The organism is Kordiimonas gwangyangensis DSM 19435 = JCM 12864, assembly GCF_000375545.1.
Taxonomy (GTDB): domain Bacteria; phylum Pseudomonadota; class Alphaproteobacteria; order Sphingomonadales; family Kordiimonadaceae; genus Kordiimonas; species Kordiimonas gwangyangensis.
Genome location: NZ_AQXF01000001.1, coordinates 991,636 through 1,016,586 on the forward strand (window position 1 = coordinate 991,636; position 24,951 = coordinate 1,016,586).

Genomic DNA, 24,951 nt, shown 5'->3' on the forward strand with positions numbered 1-24,951 from the left:
TTAAAGCTCGGTCAAAATGACTTTAACGCGGTCGAGGAGCTCGTTGATCAGCGCGCCATTGTGGCGACCCTCAACAAAGCTCGCGCGTATCTTGAGGCAGCTCTTCTCAACACTCAGGTGCACCTCCACTTCGGCGGAGCGAGGCAAATCATCCGGGGCAAAGCGCTGGTTAAGTTGGCTGGCGTTGAACTCAAAGTCACCATCTGTGCGGGGCAATATTTGGCCGAGATAATTGAGCCGCAGTGCCGTCACCTGCTCGTCTGGATACGGGAACGACGGTGCGCCGTGTGCCTGTGCCGCCAGCCAGTCATAGGTAACACCGCCATGCGGTACCTCTGCGAGCGCGCTGGCGACACTTTTGGCTGTGTGAGGTAAGGTTTCACCAGTTTTGACCACCAGCGGGAAATGCACAGCGAAGTTGCCCACTGTGTCGGTGAAGTCCGGCAGGTTGCTGCCCAGCACGCGGCCCATCATGCGGTGGCTTATGATCGCATCCCGCCTGCCGGATTGCTCAGTCAATGCCATGTAAAATGCCGCAGCCAGAAGCGGGTAGAGTGCGGTGCCGCTATTGGCGCGCCCCGTGGTGGACAGCCTTTTGGTTTCGCTGGCAGTGAGATATCTCTCTGTCGCGACCTCCTGGCGTTCGAGGTTCGCTATGCCGCGGTCGGTAACCAGTGCCGGAGGTGTGGTTTCCCGGCCGGCAAGTTTTTGCCAGTAAGCCTGGTCGGCGCTCAGGTCTGTGCCTTCCAGCAGTTTGGCAATGTCGCCCTGCTGCTGTGCAGGGGGCGCGAGTTCTTTGCCCTCGTAGAGATCCCAAAAGTCCTTGAACAGGATGGTACCGGAGACAAAATCACCATTCACATGATGGTTTGCCAGGCAGAAGGTATAGCGCGCCGGTCCTTCCTGAAGGATCACGGCGGTATCAAGCGGCAGCCGGTCAATGGCGTATGCCATGCAGCAGTTGTGCATCGTTTCGGCGATCATGTCCTCGCGCTCGTCACCTGGGGTGGCCTGAACATCGATAATGCGCAGGTCAAGCGACCCAGCCTCCGAAGGCGCGATGACGCGGCGGCGCCAGCTGCCGTCAACGTTTTGTGCATACACTGTGCGGAGCGCATCATGACGGGCGGCGAGGGTCGCAAAAGCAGCCTTCACGCGGTCCATATCAAGGGCACGGTTTACAGTGAACCGGCTGGTACCCCACCAGCGGTAGGGCGCCGGGAAATGCTGCAGCATCCAGCTTTGTGCGGGTAGAAGGCTGCAGCTTTCGACTGCTGTTGGGGTAAATTCACCAGCCTGTACTGCACGCCGGTCCAGCTTGCCGTTTGCATTGATGGGCAGTTGCGCATGCAGCGTGACCTTATGCGGCACCATATAGTGCGGTAGTTTTTTCGCGCAGTGTTCAAGATAGCTTTGCTGGTCCTCTCCGTTCCCCGCGATATGGGCAACCAGGGCATCATTCTCGACCAGCACAGCAACCTGCCTGACATCGGCATGATCGCTCAGCACTGCTTCAATCTCGCCAAGTTCTATCCGGTAGCCGCGCAATTTGACCTGGCTATCCAGACGCCCGAGGTGGTCATAGGCACCGCCCGGCAGGCGGCGCACAAGGTCGCCAGTCTTGTAGAACCGGCGGGCGCCATGGCCGTCCGGGTCGATCATCATGAAGGCTTTGCTGGTGAGGTCTTCAGCATGCAGGTAACCGTCCGCGAGTTGAACACCGCCGATGAACAGCTCGCCGTCTTCTCCTTCCGGCACTGGTTTCAGGCTTGCGTCGAGGATGGTCAGTTCCACGTTATCGGTTGCCCAGCCAATGGGAACACGCGCCCAGTTTTCAGGCGGGGCCTCAGCCACTACTTGGCAGGTCACATCAATCGAGGCTTCGGTCGGGCCATAAAGGTTCGCGAGGCGCGCCCTTTTGCCAAAAAGCTCGAACCATTTGCGGGCCTGCGCAACGGGGAAGGCCTCGCCTGAAAGCACAACCCAGCGCAGATGGTCGAATGGCGCGTGCGGTGCATCTGCGTCAAGCACGCTTAGAAATTCACCAAACATGGAGGGCACGAAATGCAGCACGGCGATTTTTTTGTCCCGCATCGCCTGCGCGAGTGCCCAAGGGTCGCGCGCAACCTCTGACCCAACAGTATGCAGGATACCGCCGTACATAAGGGGCCAGAATATCTCCCACACAGATACGTCGAAGCAAATTGTGGTTTTGTGCAGCACGCCCTCGCCCGGCTTCAATTCGAACTGTTTCTGGTGCCATGCCAGCCTGTTGGCATAGCCCGCGTGGTTCAGTTGTACGCCCTTTGGTCGTCCGGTTGAGCCTGAGGTATAGAGCACGAGCATGGCATCTTCTGGCGCCGCAGTCGGCAGCGTGTTTTTGGGTGCAGGCGATGTGGCAAACGCTTCGGACACCAACGCCACTTTTGGCTGGCCGCTTTCACCTGCGGCGCTGCCGTTCAGTAGATTTTGGTGAACCGGTTTACATAGCACAAGCGCGAGCTTCGCATGGTCCGCGATATAGCCCAGGCGGTCTGTCGGCAAGCTCGGGTCCAGGGGAACATAGACAAGGCCCGCCCGCAGCACACCAATTACTGAAGCGATGAAAGCACACCCACGGTCCATCAGAATGCCAATGCGTGCACCGCGCTCACAGCCTGCCTCAATCAGGTAGCTGGCGATGCGGTGGCTCTTGTCATCAAGCTCGGCATAGGTCAGCTGGCCATTTGCGCTAGTGACCGCCACAGCATCGGGTGTTGCCGCCATTTGTTTGATAATGCGGTCGATCGGAAGCTCATCATAGTCATAAGCAGCGGCGCTAGCGCCTTCCTCCCCCGCAGTGGGTGGCACATCACTCCCGGTATCAGGCGTATCGACACCGTCGTCCGCACACATCAAGTCCGCCATGGCAGCCAAGGTTGGTGCGGTCAACAGCGCAGCACGCCGGGTGGCATCACGTCGGTATACCGCTGGCAGTTTGCTGAGAATGCGGATGCGCTGCAGGGAATCGAGGCCCAAGTCACGGTCAATTAGCGCATGAGCATCGCTGCTGTTCACGTGAGGGCCCAGTACTGCCTGCACCGCCTCAACAAGGACGGGCGGCAGTTCGGTCGTGGTGGCGGTCTTTTCGCGTGAGACACGGTGCTTCGAACCCGCAGCAACTGCTTCCGCCAGTTCCTGCTCAAATGCGCTGCGGAGGCGCATGATCTCGTCAGGCGTAAAGAAGCCGCGGTCATAGTTCCACGACCCATGCAACTGACCGTCAAAAATCTCGTGCAGCACATCAACTGTTGCGGGTCCATTCACCGTGCCTGCGCGGTAGGCTGTGACCCTGAGGTCGCTATAGGTGGTCGCGATACCCGTGTCGCCGATATAGGGCACGTAGATATTGGACCGCAACCGTCCCCTGAAGAGTGGCCGCAGGTCGCCCCTCAATGCATCAGGGTCGAGCGGGATATCGCCCGCTATTGTCGTCGCCATTGCCTTGGTGACGTGCCAATCGCTCTCTGCCGCAAGTGTGCGCGCGAGCTTTGCGGCGAAAAGCGGCCCAGCCAGCTCCCAGCTCGAAGACAGGAGGTCCGCACTGAAATCGACCGGCAGGTTCTGTGCGAGGCAGCAGACGAGATCGTGCGCATCAATGCCGTCAATTGTGCGTCCGCCTGTCGGCATTTGTACGCTGACATGATCGTCGCCGGACGTGGTGTGGCTGGCGCGCGCCATGGCAAGCACCAGCAACTGATTGAGCGACATGCCAAGGTTAGACGCCGCGCTGATGAGTGTGTCAGTTTCAGCGCCCGATTTAACTGTGACACCTACCGTGAAGTCCGGCTGGAAATTCTCTATCTCCCTGCCCACCGGGTTCCAGAAATATGGGCCATGCTCCTCAGATATTGGCATGGGTTCGGAGAGACTATCCGCAGCGTCGTTGAAACGAGACATGAGTGTCGCGAATTCGCCGTCACTTATGACAGGTGCGGTTGCCGCATCACCGTGTTGTACCTCGCTGTAGGCCTGCATCAAGGCTGCGAGCAGTCGCTGGTTGCCGATGCCGTCGCTGACACAGTGTTCGTTAATGAGGAAGACCGCGTGTTCGTTTGGACCCATGCGGTAAACATCAAACCGGTGCAGTGGCCAGCTCTCTAGCGACCATTCTGCGTTCAGGGCGGCATCAAAGGCTTGCTGCAGTGCATCGTCCTGCTCAGCCGGTGTCAGTGCACTGAGGTCAGTAACGGCAATCTGCGGCACCTGTGGGTTTTCTAGCAGTACGCCCTGATAGTCGGAGAAGGTTTCGCTGCTGCCCCGACGCTCGAAAATCAGGCGACAACCGGGCTGGCTATCAACGACACGCTGCCACGCCTCCTGAAGCGCCCCTGTATCGAGTGGTCCCTCAAGCCTAAGCCATGAACAAAGTGAACTTGACCGTATCAGGTGATGCCCCAGCAAGAAGAGATACCCTGCGTAGGGAATGCTGATCGGTAGGCGCCCGTCTGCACAGTGGGTGACTTGAGCTGTCGCTGTATGAGGCGAGCTCTCAAGGGTGGCAGAAGGTGCAGCTGTGCTGCCACTCGACAGCGAAATCGCGTCCAACAGGTCGCCGACGGTAACAATTTTTGCGATGTTGCTAGCCTCGAGCGATGCTGTGCCCGCGATCCGACTGAGACGCGCCACAAGGCCCATCAGTTTGATCGAATCCATGCCGATATCGGCTTCAAGGTTGGCATCACGGCTGATATTGGCCGCCGGAATACCGGACAAAGCCTCAAACTCTGCCATGATCAACGCATGCGCTTCCGGAAGGGCATCGCCGTTTGTGCTTTGCGCCTTTGGCAGCAGGTCCAGCAAACTTGCGACGGTTGTGATGCGCGCGATGCCTGCTGCATCAATTTGGGGAAGGTCGATCATGCGGCCAAGCTTCGCAATGAGGCCCATGAGCTTGATCGAATCCATTCCAATGTCCGCTTCGAGGCTGGCGTCAGCGGGAATATCGGCAGCCGGAATACCGCTCAGCGCTGACAGTTCCATGAGAACCATGCGCCGCGCGTCCGAAGTATCGCCTGTTCCGGCGGGTTTGCTGACAAGCGGCGCAGCCGCCGGTGAGACCTGCGGCCAATAGGACGTGAGGTTGAACGCATGGTGTTTGTTCGGGCGTGGTGAGCTTGCCGCGGCAGGCCATTCTTCCACCACCACATGGGCGTTTGTACCGCTGAAGCCGAAGGCGCTAACACCAGCAACACGCTTCCGTCCTTCGGTAACATCCCACGACTGTGCCTGTTTCAGTATCCGCAGGCCGCCGGTGCCGAGCTTCAGGAGCGGATTTTCCTCGCCAAAGTCTGGTTGCCCAGGCAGGCGCTGATGCTCAAGCGACAGGACCGCTTTAATAAGGCCCACGACCCCGGCTGCCTGATAGCAGTGGCCGACATTCGCCTTCACCGAGCCGAGCCAGCAGGGCGCATTTTCACCAAGCGATGCGCGGCGAAGACCCTCAATCTCGATCGGATCGCCAAGCTTGGTGCCTGTGCCGTGGCACTCCACATAGCTGATATCGTCTGCGCTGAGCCCGTCGACGTCAGTGGCTTTGCCGATCAGCGCGGCTTGTGCGCTTGAGGAAGGCGCGGTGATACCATTTGTGCGACCATCCTGATTAACGGCCACTCCGCGAATGACTGCGCGAATGGGATCGCCGTCGCGCACCGCATCCTCAAGCCGTTTCAGGGTCAGCACCCCCACGGCTTCGCCAATCACGATACCATCAGCACGGCCGTCGAAGGGTTTGCAGCGCCCATCGTTTGCTATAATGCCAGCCTGAGCCGAGATCATCTGCCCGAGCGGCGTTGTCATGAGGTAAACACCGCCCGCCAAAGCCATCTCGATATCGCCCGCCTGCAACGCCTTAACCGCGTTGTGTACCGACACGAGGGCAGATGAGCAGGCAGTATCCACCGTTTCAGTCGGACCCTTAAGGTCGAGATGGAAGGCGATACGCGCCGGAATGATCGACGGGCTCATGCCAATCATGCTGAAGGCGTTGAAACCATCCGCCTGTTCGAGTAGCCGCTGATAATCGCCGAGCGCGGCACCAGCATAAACGCCCACTTTCCGGCCTTTGAGGCTTTCCGGGTCAATACCGGCATCCTCGATAGCGCGGTAACAATTCAGGGTGAAAAGGCGCTGCTGCGGGTCTGTACTCGCCGCTTCCTGGGTTGTCATGCCAAAGAAGGGCGCATCAAAGAGGTCGATACCCTCCAGGAAACCCGCTTTATGGTTTTGTGCTGCATCCGTGTCCTGCCACCGCCCGCTCGGCACATTTGAGATGCTCACACGTCCTTCATTCAGGTTGTCCCAGAAGGTAGCGAGGTCTTTCGCGCCCGGCATCTGGCCAGCCATACCAATGATGGCAACAGCGCCGTCCTGTATACGGCCCCGTTTTATATCCGCTGAAGCTATGGGCGCTGCTGTCGCAGCCCTTGGCAACAGGGCACTGATCTCCCGAAGGGTAGGTGCGTTATACAGGTCGACGGGCGACAGCTGCAGGCCAAAGGTTTCGTTCAGTTGTTCTGTCAGCTTGATGATGGCGAGCGAATCAAAGCCCTGCAGGTTAAGCGGTTGCAACGCATCAAGCACTTGCGCGGGCAGGCCTATGATCTCAGCTGCTATTTGCCTGAGGTCGCGCGATATCTGATCCACAGGGGTGTGCACGTGCTCAGGTTTTATGTTTGCATCGGCTTGTTGCGCCGCATAAAGCGCGGTGAGCTTCTGGCGGTCCACTTTGTTGTTGTTGGTGCTTGGAAGGGCCTCAAGCTGTACCCATGCGCCCGGCACCATGTATTCGGGCAGGGTCGTGCGTAGTACAGTTTTGCAGCCTTCCCAGTCCGGGGCAGTATTTTGCTCCTTCGCGGACCCCGTTACAAAGGCCACCAAACCGTCAGTACCGCCTTCGGTTGTCACGGGTATGACAGCACAGTCAGTGAAGCCGAGTTTCTCAACTACCTGCACCTCAATTTCACCAACCTCAATGCGGAAGCCGTTCAACTTTACCTGTGTATCCAGTCGCCCAAGGTGCTGGAGGTTGCCATCGGAAAGGAAGCGCACAAGGTCTCCTGTACGGTAGAACTTTTGTCCGCTCGTGGTTTCAACAAACCTGTCGGCGGTTAAGTCAGGGCGCTGCCAGTAGCCGTTTGCCACGCCGTGGCCGCCAATCCAAAGCTCTCCGGCCATGCCGATGGCGCAGTCCTCGCCGCTCTCATTCACGATACGCAGAAGCGTGTTTTTGATTGCCTTGCCGATGTGCACACGTTCGCGCGCGTCAACGTGTGCGGCAGTGGACCAGATCGTTGTTTCTGTGGGGCCATAGACATTGATCACGTCTTCCCCGACGGCACACAGCGTACGCGCAAGGTCAGCAGGCAATGCTTCGCCGCCGACAAGAATTCGCTTCAATCCGACGCCGCCTTTATGTGCCCGCATCATCAGGCGCCAGGTGCTGGGGGTCGCCTGCAAGGTGGTTACCTTGTGCTTGGCCACCATATCCCAAAGTCTGTAGGGGTCCTTGCTTTCAAATCCGGTGCTGATGACCACGCTTGCGCCTTGCCAGAGCGGCAGGAAAAGCTCGAGCCCCGATATATCGAATGCGACGGTGGTTACAGCCAGCAGCCGGTCAGAGGCGTCAAGCCCGGTGACATCCACCATCGCCATGATGAAATTGCTGAGCGCGCCGTGGGATACAACAACCCCCTTCGGTTTGCCAGTGGAGCCGGAAGTATAGATGATGTAGGCAGGGTCGCCGGCTTCGGTTGTTGCGCGGTCCCAATCGGGCACAGGCTCGGTGGTCAGCAGGTCAGTCAGCAGAAGCTGTGTAGCGTCGGCCGCGTCAGTGAGCTCGGAGCAGATGACAAATTGGGCGCCGCTATCTTCAAGATAGAAGCGGTTCCGCTCTGCCGGGAAGGCCGGGTCCATCGGTAGGTAGGTGCCGCCCACCGACATGACGGCTAGCAGCGTGGCAGGCAAGGAGATGCCGCGCTCAAGCACAACCGCGACAGTGTCACCCGCTTTCACGCCTGCCCCCAGAAGCCCGGAAGCTATGCACGCAACCTGGTCTAGGAGTTCACCATAGCTTTGCGTCTCGTCCGCAACCATGACAGCGGCATCTGCAGGTGTGGCGCGCGCCTGCTCAAATATGGCGTGATGGACGCAGCGGTCAATCACTGGCTCGAGATCTGTATGTTGCCACGCATCATATATCTCACGGTCTTGCGCGGTGTGAGGCGTGCGGTCCGGGTCGTCACCGCTCATGAGCGACGACAACACAGCTTCATAGCGAGCGAGCAGCAACTCGGCTGTAGCGCTGTCGCAGTAACTGCTGTCGACCTTCAGCTTGAGAGCGAAGCGTGACCCGTCATCGACCACTTCCAAAGTGAGCGGGTACTCGCCTTCATGATGCAGAAGGTCCAGCCGTTCCATTTGAATGTCGCCAGCATGACCTGTTGCGGCACCAAGCCAGCTTTGGAAATAGAATGCAGATTGGGCTTTAGCCGCAGCATTGGCGGGCCTGCCGGCTGCGCCAACCGCGGAAAGCACATCAGCAAGGGCAAGCCTGCTATGCTCAAGTGACAGTTTGTAGCCTTCGTCAAAAGCCGCAAGCGCATCCTTGAAGGTCTCATGCACGCCGAGGTCAGTTTGCAAAATGACGGGGTTCATCAGGCAGCCAACGGTTTCCTGGAACTTGCTGGCGTGTCGCCCTGCAAAAGGGACCATAAGGCCAACAAAGTGGTCTTCCACATATGGTGCCAGCGTCCATGCCCACGCGGTTGCGGTAGTCGCGAACAACTGCCCCGGTTTGCCGTTTGCCAGTAGACCCTTGCGCAAGTCGGGCGATAGCGTGCGCGTGTGTGTGGCCGCATCTTCATACACGGCACTTGGTTTTTTGGCGCGGCACGACGGCAAATCAAGCGGCCTTACGTCGCGCCGCAGGTGCTGTGTCCAGAAGGCGTGATCTCTATCTGCAGTACCACTTTGTCGGTAGTTCTCTTCGTCTGTAACAAACTCGCTATAGCTTGCGTCAAGCGGCGCCAGTGAGCGCCCGCCCAGCAGCTGCTCCAGTTCGGTCATCAGGATACGCAGGCTGATACCGTCCATGGCAATGTGATGGAAAACACACAAGAGGTGCGGCTGCCCATTCCAATCCGGGATATAGTCGAACCGGCAGGGGGCCTCGGCACGCAGGTCAAAGGGCGCACGCACCCGTTCCCGTAGCGCGTCGAGGGTGTCTTCTTGCGCTCGACTGGCGGGCAGCGGCAGAGTTCTCAGCGCGGGGCGAGCAGCGACAGAACGCCTGATTACATTGCCTTGCGCATCCTCGTCAAAGCAGTGGTGCAAGCTTTCATGGCGGGCAACCAGTGCATCTATTGCGGCCTCCAGCTGCGCTATATCTACCTTGGTGCCAAACCGAATGAAAACGGGCATATTGTATGCGAACGACGACGGCGCCAGGCGGTAATGCCGCCAGATTGGGAGCTGTTGTCGCGAGGCGAGAAGTGGACCATCTGTGCGCGCGGGTTCCGGCGCATCTTCTGGTTTGGGGGCCGGGCGGCTAGCGAACAGGCCGTCGATAAGCGTCCGCAGTTGGCCGACGGTCTTACATTCGACAAGGCGTGCCGTGGTGACTTCCGTACCTGTGCGTTCGGTGACCAACTGGGAAAGGCGCGCCGCAGTCAAGGAATTGAAGCCAATTTCGTCCAGCGTATCTACGTCATCCGGATGTGAATCGCCTTCCAGCGCTTCAAGGAGAAGGTCTGCAGCGGTGGTGCCCTCGGCCCGGTTCGCACTGGCTAATACATGAGGCGTTTCGGTCAGTTGATGAAGGAGCGGTGCATCCGCTGGGCCGTAGGCCACGCCAACAATAGCTTCACCGGAGGCGAGAATACGGTCAAAAGCTTCAAACCCGATAGCCTCAGGAAGTGCCTTGAGGCCTGTTTTTCGAGCCAGGCGGCCAAGCTCACCCGCAGGCGGTGCCATGCCAATGCCGTCCCACAGGGGCCACGCGACCGATTTCCAGTTCTCTTCCTCAAAGGCGACAGCATCCTCAAAGGCATTTGCGGCGGCATAGGTCGCCTGACCCGGATTGCCCATCCAGGCCGCGAGGGATGAGAAGGTCACAACCAGTGGGCGGCGTTCAAGGCTCTTGATGGCGGTGCGCAAGGCTGCAACACCACCAACTTTGGCATCAAGCACGCGCTCAATCGCGAGCCTGTCAGCAGACGATAAAAGCTGGTCATCCTGTATGCCTGCACAGTGTGCTATCAGGTCGATCCTGCCGCTGTGCCCCTCAATATCCTGCAGCAGGGCAGTCATGCCCTGTGGATCGGCGATATTCTGCGAACGGTAGGTGACTTTTGCGCCGAGTGCTCGAACTGCGTTAAGAGCGTCCCGTAGTGTCTCGTCTTCCTGACGACGGCCTACCAGGGTCAGCGCCACCTCGCCTTTGCGCGCTAAATGTTTTGCGAGCGCGAGACCAAGTCCACCTGCTCCGCCCAGTATCACCGCCTGTTGGTAGGCTTTTACTTTGCCTGAAAGCAGGTCCGTCGCCTCAAGGCCGAGAACCTCGAAACCCGTTGCTTGTTTGCGCAGTACAGACCCTGGCTTGACGGTCGGTATGTGCACTTCTGAGATGGTGCTTTCGTCAACAAGGACACTGCCGCAGTCACGGGCGAATTCAGTGGCCGCAGTACGCAAAAGTGCTGCGACTGCCATGCCTGTGGCCAGGTCCGCAGTTCGGTATAGCCGCGCTTCACCAGCACAGGCCAACCGGGCGACTTCTTCCAGAAGCACACCGAGGGACTTTTGGGTTGCAAGGTCTGTGGGCGATTGGGGTGTAGCTGTCGCGCCAGCCAGGGCATGCCAGCTTGGTCGCAGGTAGGTTTGCCTGTCAGGTGACGGGGCTACTTGCGCGCCAGCATCATGGCGGTGGTCGACCCAGTACCGTGCGCCGGTGAAAGTGTAGGCGGGGAGTTCAATTTTCTGAGGGCGATGCTTGTCAGCCCAAAGGGCTTGCCACGGAATGTCGACGCCGTCCTGCCAGATGGCAGCAAGAGACCCGAGGTCACCATCCGCGAGCATGGAACGTATCAAACCCGGTCCACTGGTTCCGCTTAGCAAGCGGCGAACGGAAGCAGGTATGTTGGAAGACTTGCCAGACTGTTCGGCCTTACCGCCAAGGAAGGCAGCAAGCGCTGATTTCAGTTCCTGAAGCGAACTGCAGACAAAAGCATGGCGACATGCCATGGCGTCCCGCCCGGTCTGAAGCGTGTAAGCAATCGCTGCCAAACTGACAGCGGGTCTGTGGTCCGCCACTGCGTGCAGGGGTTTGTGCATGCTCGCGAGTGCTGCGGCGACATCACGTACGGTATTTTCCACCGTTACTTGGTCGCGCGACAGGGCGCCCGGGTAGGTCTGTGACAGCTTCTGCACCAGCTGACGCATTTCAAGGAAATCGAGGCCGAGTTCGGCGAAGGCCTCGTCGGGGTCTATTGCATTCTCAGGGATATGCAGCATGTCAGAGAGATGTGATGTGATGTGCGCGATCACTTCGGCATGGTCAACCGCTGGCGGGTGCATAGCCTGCGGCGTGTCGGCTGCATGTATCTCAAGCCATGTGTGCATATCCTGAGCGCGCCGCCGCAGGTCGTCATTCGACCGCGCGGACAAGGGGATCAGATAGGCACTTGTGTCGGCCGTATTATCGGTCGCGCGTGGCGCAGGTTCACCCGCGATCACAACGTGCGCGTTGGTACCGCCGAACCCGAAGGAGCTGACTCCAGCTATCAGTTTTTCGCCCCGTAGTGTTTTCCGGCTTGACGCGAGCTCAAGCGGCGTACCAGCTGTTTCGATATCCGGGTTGAGGGCACCGAGGTGAAGGTTTGCCGGCACTACACCAGTTGAAACCACTTGCAGTGCCTTGATAACACCAGCGAGGCCCGAGACGGCCTCAGTGTGGCCGATAGCGCTTTTGACCGCGCCGACCACAAGTGGCTGGTCCGCACAGCGGCGACGGGTCCAGCGCGGGCCAGAGAGCGCCATTTTAAGGCCTGAGATCTCGACCGGGTCACCCAGCCGCGTGCCGGTGCCGTGAGCCTCAACATAGTCGATCTGGTCGGGCTCAAGACCTGCCGCCTGCCATGCGTCAGTGATGACGGCTGCCTGTTGGCTTGGGCTTGGGGCTGTCAACGATGTTGCCTTGCCACCATGATTTACGGCGGTCGCGAGAATGCGGCCCATAATGCGGTCACCGTCCGCCTGCGCGCGCGAAAGTGGCTTCAGGTAAAGTGCGGCGACGCCTTCGCTACGCACATAACCGTCCGCATCGGCGTCGAACGTTCGGCAGGCACCTGACGTGCTCAGAAGCCCGGCACGGCAAAATGCCTGATGAAGATCAGGAAGTAGAATAAGGTTTGCAGCCGCGACTACGGCACCCTCGCAGGCGCCTCGGCGGATCGCCTCGACAGCATGGTCGAGCGCTACGAGCGAACTGGCGCAAGCGGTATCCAGTGTTTCACTGGGGCCGGTGAAATCAAAAATGTGCGACAGTCGGTTCGCGAGGAGTGATGGCGAAATGCCCGTTGGCGTGAAGGCCTCAATTGCTGCGCCAGCTTGCCGGATGACATTGGCATAGTCGTAGCCCGCACACCCTACGAAGACACCTGTGCGACTACCACCCAGCGATCTCGGGCCATAGCCCGCCGCTTCAAGCGCCCGCCAAACCGACTGCAAAAGCAGGCGCTGTTGCGGGTCCATAAGTTTCGCTTCCGCAGGTGAGATGCCGAAGAATGCGGCGTCGAACTGGTCAATGTCGGTGAGGAAGCCACCCCAGTTCATGGCGGCCTGAGCGCGCACACTCTCGGGTACTGCGCGCCATTCAGCGGCCCGCTCATCGGGCACTTGGCTGATGCCGTCTACACCGTTGAGCAGATTGTGCCAGAATGCCTCCATGCCGTCCGCTTTGGGGAAACGGCAATCCACGCCGACGATGGCGATATCTTCCTGCCTGCTCGGGTGCGGGACAATTGCCCGAGCCGGTTCAAACGTTTCACCTTGCGCGGCGGGTTGGGGCACATGCGTCTTTGGCGCAGGCATCGGCGGCGCAGGCACGCGCCGTGCCTCGACGCCAAGGCGGTCAGCAAGCGCGGATCCACCAAGTTCAGCGATCCGGTCGATCATGGCGCCGATGGTTCTGAATTCGAAAAACGCGGAGGGTGCGATCGCTACGCCGAAGCTTTGGTGCAGGTCGTCCTTGAGGCTCATGACCGTAAGAGAATCAAGGTCTATGTCGGCAGTTGCCATGGTCTCGTCAATGTCAGACGCTTGCATGGAAACCGAGTTGGCCAAGAGCTCAAGCACTGGTTTGACCAAAGCCTGTCTGAGCGCGCCGCTGCGTGTGTCTACGCCGGTCTCTGCGCTTTGCGCCTTTGCTCGCGGTTGTCCGATGGCGTGCTGCAGCTTGTCAGTGTCGCCATATAGCACCACGCTTTGGTTGCTTCCGCTCGCGATTGCACTTTCAAGCGCGGCCATTCCCACTTCCGCGGGCATAGCCTTAAGGCCGGTGGTGTGTTCCAGGTGTTCGCGCACATCGGTAGGCATCGCCATGCCGCCGTCTGACCAGAGTGGCCATGAAATGCAGTGCCGGTTGCTTGCTTGCTCTGCGAACTCGCTCAGGTACGCGTTGGTATAGCCGTATAGGGCCTGACCGCGGTTCCCAACCTCTGATACAAGGCCACCAAAAAGCAGGAAGAAGCGCAAACTTTTATCATCGACGCAGGCTGCAAGATTGTTCGTGCCAGCGATTTTGACGTCGGCCTCCACGGTCGCGGCCACAGTCGCGGTGTCCAGCCCGGTAATCAACTGGTCATCTGCAACACCGGCACAGTGTGCGATGCCCGTAATTACGCCGAAGCGTTTTTCTACATCGCTGACCATCCGCTCGACGTCGGACAGCTTCGTCAAGTCACACGACCACTCTGTGCTGGCACCATCCTGCATGCCTGTATGTGCACGGCGTGCCGCAGCAATTACGGTACCCGCACCCAAATCCGCAAGGTGCTGGCAGAGAAGGCGCCCGATGCCACCCGTGCCACCAGTGACCAGGATTACATCGTCGGCTGCCAGTCGAATGGCTTTAGTCTGCGCTGCATCCGTAGGTTCAAGCTTGCGCTCGCACCAGTTGCCAGATTGGGTGCGCAATACGACAGGAATGCCCGCAACAGTCAGTCCATAAGCCTGTGCAGCTGCGTCAGGTGTGTTTGTTTCAACAAGCGCGATACGAATATCGCCATACTCTTTGGCGGCTGAGGCCCAGAACCCACGCATCGCAGCTGAGAGGATATCGCCAGGGCGGAAAAGTTGCACAAAATGCCGTTTGCCGCTTTGTAACAGCGCCGCCGCCTCAGCGGGGCCTTCGCCGTTGGACAGAACGGTGACTCCAGCAAGACTGACCGTCTCAGGTGTCGGCAGCGATTTCCATACAGGGCGCAACAGCAGCAGACCATCGCCCGCAGCTTTGCTGTGCAGAGCAGCGAAGGTCAGGCCTTGCACAAGCACGCAAATCGCACCGCTGTCGTCCAGCACCCAAACATCAACGCTGATGCCGGGTACTGTGGATGTAGCACCGTTGCGGCGGATGACGGCACGACCGGTCGTCAACAGCGGTTTCAACACCGTAATCTGTGTTAATCCCACAGGCACCATCAGCGGAAGCGGCGCATCCAGCTCAGTCAATGCCGCGACACACTGGAATGCCATATCCAGAAGCTCGGCTGACACAAGCGAGCTGCCGGGCCTGCTGTGGCCAGCTTGTTGCAGCGCGATACGGGCTTCCACCGCATCGCCATCACGCCTGATGTCGCGAAGCCCGCGCAGCATGGGGCCATACTCAAGGCCTGCATCACTGAAACGCTTGTAGAATGTCCCGGTGTCTATTGTTTTGGCCGTCTCGCCCAGAACCGGGAGCGTGCCGGACGAAGGTACTTCACGTGTGCTTAGCGCTTTGAGGACGACAGTGCCGTCCACCGTGCATAATCTGCGTTCATCGCCTGCGGCTTCCAGCTTCAATGCTGCCGCCGAATGCGCACGGGCGAGCAACGGCGTTTCAAATGAGACGCCGCGCAAACATGTTGAGCCGGTTGCTGCCATAAGCGCGCCCAGCAAGGCTGTACCCGGATATAGCGGCTTGCCCCCTACCGTGTGTTCAAAAGCAATAGGGTCATCTGCGGCGAAGGACACGAGGTCTTTCGCATGGCTCGTGGTTGCGGGTCCTACCCAGAAGTCTTCGGTTCGGTATTGTGTTGTCGGCAATTTTACCCGGCGCAAAGTCCGGTTCACGAATATGGCAAGCCAGCGTTCGTCGGTCGTGCAGCCTTGTTCAAAGGCATTGGCCAGCACCGATAGTGCAATCGCGAAGCTGGCGCGTATATCCTCCATCTGCGCAGGCATCAGGGCCAGTACCGAGCCTATCTGCTCATCATCCAGTGCCTTGCGGCGCGGCGGCGGGGCAGGTTTAGCACGTAACTGTTTGACGGCGTCCGCAGCATCCTTGGCGACGATAGCGCGCCGCACTGCTTGTGCTGGCCTTCCGGTCATCAATGTGTAGGCGACATCGGCAAGATCGAGTGCTGGATTGGTTTCAAGCGTCGCCGCGAGCGAACTGCATTTGTCCTCCAGGTCGGCCGCGTCGCGGCCAGAGAGCAGCAACAGCGTGGCTGGTATTTCGGGCACCTTATTCGGCGGCTGCTTATACTCCCGCACCACCACATGCGCGTTGCTGCCACTGAAGCCAAACGCGCTGACCGCACCGTGGCGCAGGTCACCACTTGTCGGCTCCGGCCAATTGATTGCCTGCGACGCCACCTGGAATTTGCGCTCATCAAGCGGCAGCAGGGCGTTGACGGGGCTGGCATGCAGGGTCTGAGGAATAAAGCCATGGCGCAGGGACTGCACCAGCTTGATAAAACCGGCGATACCGGCAGATAACTGCGTATGGCCAATATTGCTTTTCACGGAGCCGAGGTAACAGGGCGTGTCGGTAGTCCGTTCCGCATAGGCTGCGTTCAGCCCCTCAACTTCGATCGGGTCGCCGAGCTTGGTGCCCGTCCCATGGGTCTCCACATAGCCGACGCTGTTCTCATTGATGCCATAGCGTGACATGACATCCCGGATGAGATCCGCTTGCGAGTGCGCATTAGGTGCGGTCATGCCATTGCTGCGGCCGTCCTGATTGATGCCTGAGCCAGCGATGACGGCTAGGATCTGGTCTCCGTCAGCCTCCGCGTCAGCAAGCCGTTTCAGGACCACAACAGCAACTGCCTCGCCCGGCACGAACCCATCAGCGTCAGCGCCAAAGGCATGGCAGCGCCCAGTGGGTGAAAGCATGCCCGCCGATGTGGCAAGCTGGTAGAGTTGTGGGGTCACAAGGAGGTACGCACCACCGGCCAGTGCCACATCCGTTTCGCCGCGGCGCAAGCTTTCGCACGCAAGGTGGATGGCTACCAGGGATGAGGAGCAAGCCGTCTCGACCGCGATGGCGGGACCGCGCAGGTTCAGCATATACGACACCCTCGCGGCAAGGATGGATGCTGCATTGCCAAGAAACGCCTGTGGCGTGTAGAGCTTGCCCGCATCTTTGAGGAGGCCTGCATATCCGCTTTCGGCAGTACCCACATAAAGCCCGACGGACTGGCCATCAAGCGCCGTGCCAGCGTAGCCCGCTTCTTCAAGCGCGTGCATGGCTTCCATCAGGAACAGGCGCTGCTGTGGGTCCATGTGCAGGGCTTCTTTGGCGGAAAGGCCAAAGGCATGAGGGTCGAAGTCCTTGATGTTGCCAACGAACCCGCCCCATTTACTGTTGCTTTGTCCCGGACCGGGCTCCGGCGCGTAAAGGGCGCTGACATCCCAGCGGTCGCTCGGCATTTCTGTGACGCTGTCCGCACCGTCCACAAGGTTCTGCCAAAGCGCATCGACCGAATTTGCGCCCGGGAAGCGACCTGCCATTGCCACCACGGCGATGTCATCGGCGCCGATGTGTTGGCTGCCGAGCTGGTCGCGCGTACCGGTATTCGAGCGCGCGCCCTGTGCACGACCCGAGCTGGCACGGCGCCCCCCGGTACCGCCGGACTTCAGTTCCTTGGCGGTGATAGGAGTTCTACTCATTGGCCTGCCTCAGAGTCGTAGGGGGCACCAGATCGTCACCATTTTCAGCCTCAAGTGCGATCAGCAGGTCCATCAGTGGGTCTTCATCTTTTGCCAGGCCGGGCGTGTGGTGTTCGGTTTCCACGTCTTCTTGCGCAGTCACTGTGCGCGCGGGGGCGAGTTCCGAGATGCGGGTGCTCAGTTTCTCGATGCTGGGATAGTTGAACAATTCTGTCGGCCGGACCTCAATGTCAAACACCTGACCAAGGCGCCGCGCGGCTTCCCCTGCCAGAATGGAATCGATCCCCATGTCGGAGATAGAGGTATGCAGGTCAATCTGATCTGCCTCCATACGGAGGACGACGGCAAACACCTCGCGAACCTTGTCACGCACGGCGCCTTGCGCACCGGCACCGGTTTTTACAGTTGTGGCTTGGTGTGTGATATTTCTGCTTTCAGGAACGTGCACCGCGCGCACGTCCGTATTTTTCGTCGCGGTAATGACGCTTATCGGGCCGCTGGCATTCGAGATTTCCACATCACCGAAGCCCGCATTAGCAAGACACTGGCGCCACGCATTCCCTGAAAGAAGGGGGCTATGTGGCATGCGAAGTGCTGTATCTGTCGCCGACCACCAGTCAGGCAGCAGACCAAATACGGCGGTGTTGAACGCTAGTACTTCGGTCAGCTCCACAAGGGCGATGGTGCCACCCTTGCGCAGTACACCATTTGCTTGGCGAAGGGCTTCCGTCACGTCTGGCAGGGCATGAAGTACATTTGCGGCAATCGCGATGTCGTACTCACCCTTGTCGATGCCTTGGGCTTCACTATTGCGGCGGATGTCAAACAAGGATGTTTTGAGGAAATCATACTCCCCGCCAAGCTCAGCCTCGGCGCGCAACACAAAATTCTGTCCCACATCTGTGTAGCGGTATTCATCAACACCGCCTGCGTCCTTGAGGGCGCGCAACACCGTGCGCGAGGTTCCGCCGGTGCCAGCGCCAATCTCGATCAGGCGCGCAGCCCCATCTTTTCTGTGCGCTCTGGCATGTTCACCAACAAGCGTGTTGGCGTGTTCAACCAGCACGTTGCCGCGATAAACGGCCTCAATCAGGTGCGGTGAACCCTCCGGGAACAATATGTCGGCGCCCGCTTTCGCGCCGCTCAATACATCGCGCAGGCCAGCGACAGCTGCTTTCAGTAGCGCGACATGACCAGAAAATTCCGGGTGGTTTTGGCGTGTCGTTTCCCAATCAGGCGCGATGATATCGTGGGGAGCGCTCTCAATATGGGAGAGGAGGGCGCGCAACAGCTTTTCCTGATTTGGCTGTACTTCAAGCATGTCTCGCCATGCCGCAACATCGCCCCAGTGAGGGGGATTGGCGGCATGTGCCTTCAGCGCAGAGGCCACTGCGCAAACCGTCAGCTGGTCCAGCGCTTCAAGCGCAGTTCCGGTCGCGTCGGCTGAAGCGAAACCAAGTCGCGCGAGCGCCTGTGCTTTGCCTTTTGCGACGACCAGCTGCGGGATGCGTTCACGCAAGCAACGGTCTATGGCGCGTATGCCATCTTCGATGGAAATTGACTGGATACCTGCGGCCTGCATCAGGGCACGGTGATGCTCGTCGGCAACGGCACCCACCTCACCCCAGTAACCCCAGTTGATGACGCTTGTGTTGAAGTGGCTTCTTGCGGCCGTCGCATCCAGATAGTTGCAGGCTGCGGCATAGTTGGCCTGGCCCGCATTCCCGATCAAACTCTGGACCGAAGACATATGCAGGACGGCATCCGGATGGAAGCAACCTTGTGTCAGGATTTTCTCGAGGTTCGCGGCAACGAGGGCCTTGGCATAGAAGACGCTCCGGAAGTCCTCGGCGGACATGTCTATGAATGCGGCATCCTTCAGGACCATGGTGCCGTTGATGATAAGCCCGGGTTCTCCAATTTTGAGGCGGGTACGCTGGAAGGCATGGTGAAGCGCGGAACCATCAGTTGCGTCAACCTTGATATATTCCGCCCGGCAGCCGGTGCGTTTGATCATCTGCAACCGGTGTGCGATGTCCTGATCAATGGAGCGACGACCCATCAGCACCACGGCGCCCGCACCGCGTTCAAGTATCGGATCAATCAGCGCGCCTGCAATGCCGCCTGAGCCACCCAGCACCACAACAACTTTGCCACTGAGGTCGGCCGCGCCTTCCGCGGTTTCAGGGAATGCCGCCACGGACCGTTCAAGCAGCGCGTTACCGTCAAGCCGCAGAACCTCGCCGTGACCATCGGTGGGCTTCAAGGCCGACGCCAAAATTGCTGGCGATGGGTCACCCGTCAGTTCAATGGACCGGATTGTCCAACCCGGCATTTCGTGCGCAACGGATTGCGCCAGACCTGACAAGGCGGCGCCCAGTGCGTTGCCTTCCTGATAAAGCACGGTGATGGTGAGCGGCCTGTTAGCCGCCGCACGGCGCTGTAGTAGCTGCCGCAGAGGCTCCACCACAGTTGCGTACGACTGCAGGAATGCGTCAGCCCCACCTTCATCACCCTCTGCGGGCGCCACAAGCACCAGATGTTCTTCTCCGAAGGCATCGAGGTCGCAGTCATCAAGCGACACTTGCCTTACGGTCACCGACAGTCGTTCCGTGAGCGAGCGCGACAGCGCTGCATCCCATTCGTTCGGCCCGCGAACCAGTAGAATATTGCCATCATGGGTCGGGCCGCCCGTATTTGCTTCTACCGGTTTCCATTCAATCCGGAAGTGGTGTCCGTCATAAGATGGTGGTGCGAGGGCTGCAGGTTGCTGTTCCTTTGGTGATGTCGCAACACTCTGTAGTCCCGGTGCCCAGAAACGTTTGCGCTCAAACGCGGTTGGGGTAAGGCGTGGCCGCGGCTCGGGGTAGCCATGCCGCAATGCGGGGTCGAAACTTTCGACAATTGCGTGGGCGTTTGCGCCGCCAAACGCAAATGAGGAGACACCGGCGCGCCGTGTTTGATACTGCCCAGTTGGCCAGGCCTGCGTTTTAGCCAAAGGCTGCAAACGCGTGGCATCGAACTGGGCGTGCGGGTTAATCTCATGGAAATGAACAAGACCTGGCATCATGCCTTCGCGCACCGCCATCACTGCCTTGATCATGCCCGCGACACCCGCGGCGGCTTCCAAATGCCCGATGTTGCTTTTTACTGAGCTCAGGAACACCGGGTGTTCCCGCCCTCCTTCTGCCGCGACAGATTGCGAGAGACCGATCAATTCTAACGGATCACCAAGCTGTGTGCCGGTGCCGTGGCATTCAACAAACCCGACCGACAGCGGCGAAATGCGATGCCGTTCCATCACATCCCGGATGAGTTGGGCTTGTGCCTTGGGGTTTGGTGCTGTGAGGCTATTGGCGCGGCCGCCGTGGTTGACGCCAATACCCTTGATAACCGCGTGAATGGGGTCACCGTCTGCAACAGCGCGGGAGAGCGATTTCAGGTAGACGGCACCAACACCCTCACCGCGCACATAGCCGTCTGCCGCCTTGTCGAAGGTATGACAGCGCCCTGTCGGGCTCAGCATGCCCGCTTGCCCGAAGGCGAGATAAAGCGTGGGCGACAGCATGATGTTGACGCCGCCTGCAATGGCCGCATCACAGTCGCCGTGCTGGATCGCTGCTACCGCGCGGGAAATTGCCACAAGCGATGAGGAACAGGCCGTGTCAACCGGTTCGCTCGGTCCATGCAGGTCCATCAGGAAGGAAATGCGGTTGGGCAGCATGCTATGGCTCAGGCCGGTGGCGATATGCGGTTCAATTGGCAGCCCGGCGCGCATCACCAGCTCCCAATAATCCGACGTTGCCACACCAACGAATATGCCAGTGTTGCTGCCCGCCAAATCCCGGGGGTTCGTGCCACCGTCTTCAACCGCGTGCCACGCCGTTTCAAGGAACAGACGTTGCTGCGGGTCCATCAGTTCTGCCTCGCGCGGGCTGATGCCAAAGAACTTGGCGTCGAACAGGTCGACATCCTCAATGAAGCCGCCCCATTTGGAATTGGTGCGCTCGACCCCCGGTTCAATCGGGCCATAATACTTTTCGGCGTCCCAGCGCGTGGCAGGAATTTCGCCGACCAGATCAGCCTGCGCCAGAAGGTTATTCCAGTAACTTGCGATATCAGGGCTACCGGGGAAACGCCCGGACATGCCGACAACAGCAACGCCGTCGAGATCATTTCTCTGAGGCTTGGCAATGACTTCTACAGCGGGTGCTTGTTCGGGCAGCTTCGGAGGGGTGTTGGCAACTGGTGCGCTACTTGGGTTCTGGTCTGGCAGTGTCGCTTGCGGGAAACGGTCCGCCACCAGTTGGCTCAGGCCAGCAAGAGTATCGGCCTCAAAAAAGACCGCGGGCGACAGGGCAATGTCCATGCGGCGGCTGATGCGGTTCGCATACCGGGTCAGGGTGATCGAATCAAAGCCGTAGTCTTCAAAGCGCTTGGTAGGGGCCAGCCCATCGGGTTTCAGCTTGAGCACATCGATGAGGATATCACCAAGCGCTGCCATCACCTGCTCAGTGCCGGCACCAGATGGCGCATACCCTTCTTTTTTATCGGCTGTGCTCGCCGGTTGCTCTTCGGAAAGCCAGCGGCCTATCCGCTGTGTATTTCCGTGCAGGACAACTGCGCGCTCAAGGCCCGCAACAGCCTGAAAAGCATGCAAGGCAGCCTCTGTGGAGAGGGGTGCTATACCGGTTTCGCGCTTGGCACTTTCCTGCGCATCTTCCGACATCGGCATGCCGCCGCTCTGCCACCAGGGCCAATTGATGGACGAGACGCCTGAGGTGCCGTCAAGCCAACCATTCGCAAAGGCATAGTCGGTTTGACCGCGTTGCCCAAAACTTGCGGCCACGGAGCTGAAGCAGGTAACGCCGCCTGTCGGTTCATTCGGGAGCGCGGCTAGCACATTCTCAAGGCCCTCGACCTTGGTGCTGATGACCGACGACGCATCTTCTGAAGATTTGTTGATCAGGAGGCTATCACGCAGCACCCCGGCGCAGTGAATGACACGCGCGACCGTAGGTATGTCCGCAAACGCGCCACGCACGGACTGTGCGTCCATAATGTCGGCAATAATGACACGCGGTGCTGGTGTCAGCGCATCCAGTCGTTGCTGTTCGGCGGTGCTTGGCGCACGCCGTGTGACGAGAATGGTCTCAAGTCCCTCACTTGCGAGGTGCTCCGCCAGTAAAAGCCCGATATTGCCAAGCCCACCGGTTATCAACACTGGTCCCTTGGCTGGTTGAGCCGGGTTGCGCGCCGGCGCTTGTATAAGCGTGTGCCGGTTGAGGAAGGGTCCGCGTGCATCAAACAGACAATGGCGCTGACAGGAGTTTGCCGCAATGGTCCCAAGTATGGCCTCATTCACCGCCGGGCCTTCGTTCAGCAGAACGGAGAGACGCAGGCGGGGGTCTTCCAGCATGAAACTCCGGGCGAAACCCGCCAGTGCATGGGCTGCATTTTCTTGGTCTGTGATGAGAACCAGATGTCCGCCTTTGTCCGCTTCCGCAATAATCAGCGTGCGGAGCTCATGATAGAGGGTGGCGGCATTCGCCTCAGCAAGGAACGCCGTGCGTGACCGTGGTGCAGCACTTTCGGCAATTGGAACATGCTCCCAGTGTGGTACATACAGAACCGTCGTGTCTGACTGGTTCCGTTCTATCGCTTGCAGGGTAAAGCCATGCGCGAAACCAACGCAGTGGCCATTACCATCATGGAAGTCGAGGTTAAAGGTGTGAAGCAGCGCACCCTCAGTGCCTTCGGCACGCCGGGCGACCACATATTGGATATCCCGCGAGCCGTTAGGAAGCCTTAGTTTCTTGATACCAACGGGCAGGTAAAGCGTGGTGCCTCCAAGCGTGGGGTCAATCAGCGCAGATACGACCTGCAGCGCGGAATCAAGTCTGCCGGGGTCACAAACACCGTAGTTTTCGACCATAGGCGGGCCCAGCTTTGCGGTCGCAAAGTCATCTGCCGCGTAAACACATTCCACCTGCGCGAATGTGCCTTTCAGGATCAGGCCTTTTGCCGCAAAGGCCTCATAGAATTTCTCATGACCAAAGCTTCGGTTTGTGCCGTCTTGTAGCCGCGCCACGTCTACAGGTGCCGCAAGGCCATGTGCGTCTTCATTCGTGACATGGATGCGGCCAAAAGCGTGATCGTCTTCTGCTGAACAGGCCGAAAATCCGTAGGCGTCATGGTCCGGTATCTTGCGGATCAAGGTCACGAGGTCTGGAATTTTGCCGTCCGGCCGCGCACCGAGCGGAAGCCGCCATGTGAGGTCAGTGAGTGTGATGGATGTGCCGAGCCGCGCCTGGGCAGCGGCTTCCAGCACCAGCGCGGCGTAGGATGCACCGGCAAGGATCACACCGTCGGGGCCACGGTGGTCATCCATGATGGGTTCGCTTTGGCTAAAGCGGCTGACAGTTGTGATGATGCCGTCCTGCACCGTCACGGTATCCAGAATAGCGGTCTGTGTTTTCGCAGTGGGAGCTGGCGCGCGCGTCACGGCCGTTACCCAGTGTTGGTCCCCTTCGAAGACGTAGCCCGGTAGGTGCACGCGTCGGCCAGTCACAGGTTCGGTTGGTAGTGTGGTTATGCAGCCATCAGGGCCTTTGTGCAGCGCTGCAATCAGTGTCGCGTGATCCGTGGCCACGACCACCGCCACATGGTCATGATGCTGGCGGCCATGATACAGGGTGTAAGCGATGTCCGCCAAATTATGCTGGCTGCCCTCATTTTCCAGCCAATGCGCCAGCTGCGCAAAACTGGCTTTCAGCGCACTTTTGCTCTTTGCAGTGAACGGGAAGGAAAGGGGCTCGGTAGTTGTGGTCCGTGCCACCTGCGGCGCGTCTGGGCCACGGAGAATAACGTGCGCGTTTGTGCCACTGAACCCAAACGAGCTGACTGCCGCACGGTAAGGGCGTTGCAACGTTGCCAGTGGCTCACCGCAGGTCGAAATGGTGAGTGCGCTGCCGTCCAGGCCAAGCCGGGGGTTGAGGCTTTCTGTATAGCGCTGCGGCGGAACCTGGCCGCTTTGTACGACTTTTACCGCCTTGATCAGCCCGGCGACACCGGCGGCCACCGTGCTGTGGCCGATATTGGCCTTCACCGAGCCAAGATAGAGGGGGGCAAGTGCTCTGCGTTCCGCAAAACATTCGCGCAGGGCTTTAACCTCAATGGGATCCCCAAGGTTGGTGCCCGTGCCATGCGCTTCAATATAGTCCAGCTCGTCTGCGCTGATACCAGCCTCCGTCTGAACCTTGCGGATTAGCGTAGCCTGGGATTTTGCGCTCGGCGCTGTGATCCCGTTCGTGCGGCCATCCTGGTTGACCCCGCTTGCTTCGATAATGGCATGGATCGGGTCGCCGTCTCGCAGCGCCGCGTCCAACCGCTTGAGCACAACAAGGCCAACACCCTCCGCAAGCGCGATACCGTCTGCATCCGAGGAGAAAGGGCGACAGCGCCCGGTTGGGCTCAGCATGCCCGCCTTCGAGCTTTTGACCATCAGTTTGGGCGTGGCGGTAATGATCACGCCACCCGCGATTGCCATGTCGCAGTCGCCGCCAAGGATCGCACGGCGCGCCTGATGCACCGCCACAAGCGAGGACGAGCAGGCCGTATCAATGGATACAGCGGGGCCAACGAGGTCAAGCAGGTAGGCAATACGTGCGGCAAGAACAGCGGGCGACAGGCCGGTGAATGCTTCGGCTGTCCAGCTTTCCTCCGCGTTTGCGAGCAGGTCTTCATAGTCGCCGTTGGCGG

General features: G+C 59.4%; 2 protein-coding genes (1 of these 2 only partly in view). Both read right to left on the reverse strand.

Annotated features, from left to right (window positions below):
- The gene (locus B150_RS23180; protein ID WP_020398751.1) at positions 1–17,190 is read right to left on the reverse strand and encodes a non-ribosomal peptide synthetase; all 17,190 of its coding nucleotides are present in this window, start codon (positions 17,188–17,190) and stop codon (positions 1–3) included.
- Positions 17,183–24,951, reverse strand: partial view of an SDR family NAD(P)-dependent oxidoreductase gene (locus tag B150_RS23185; protein WP_020398752.1) — the end only. 11,098 nt of this gene lie beyond the right edge of the window; 7,769 of the gene's 18,867 nt are visible here — the last part of the coding sequence; the start codon falls outside the window, past its right edge — the gene reads right to left on this strand; the stop codon is at positions 17,183–17,185. Before B150_RS23185 ends, B150_RS23180 begins: the two co-directional genes overlap by 8 nt.

Coding starts and splice junctions, on each gene's coding strand:
- B150_RS23180 (WP_020398751.1), bottom strand. CDS start 17,190: ATGAGTAGAACTCCTATCACCGCCAAGGAACTGAAGTCCGGCGGTACC.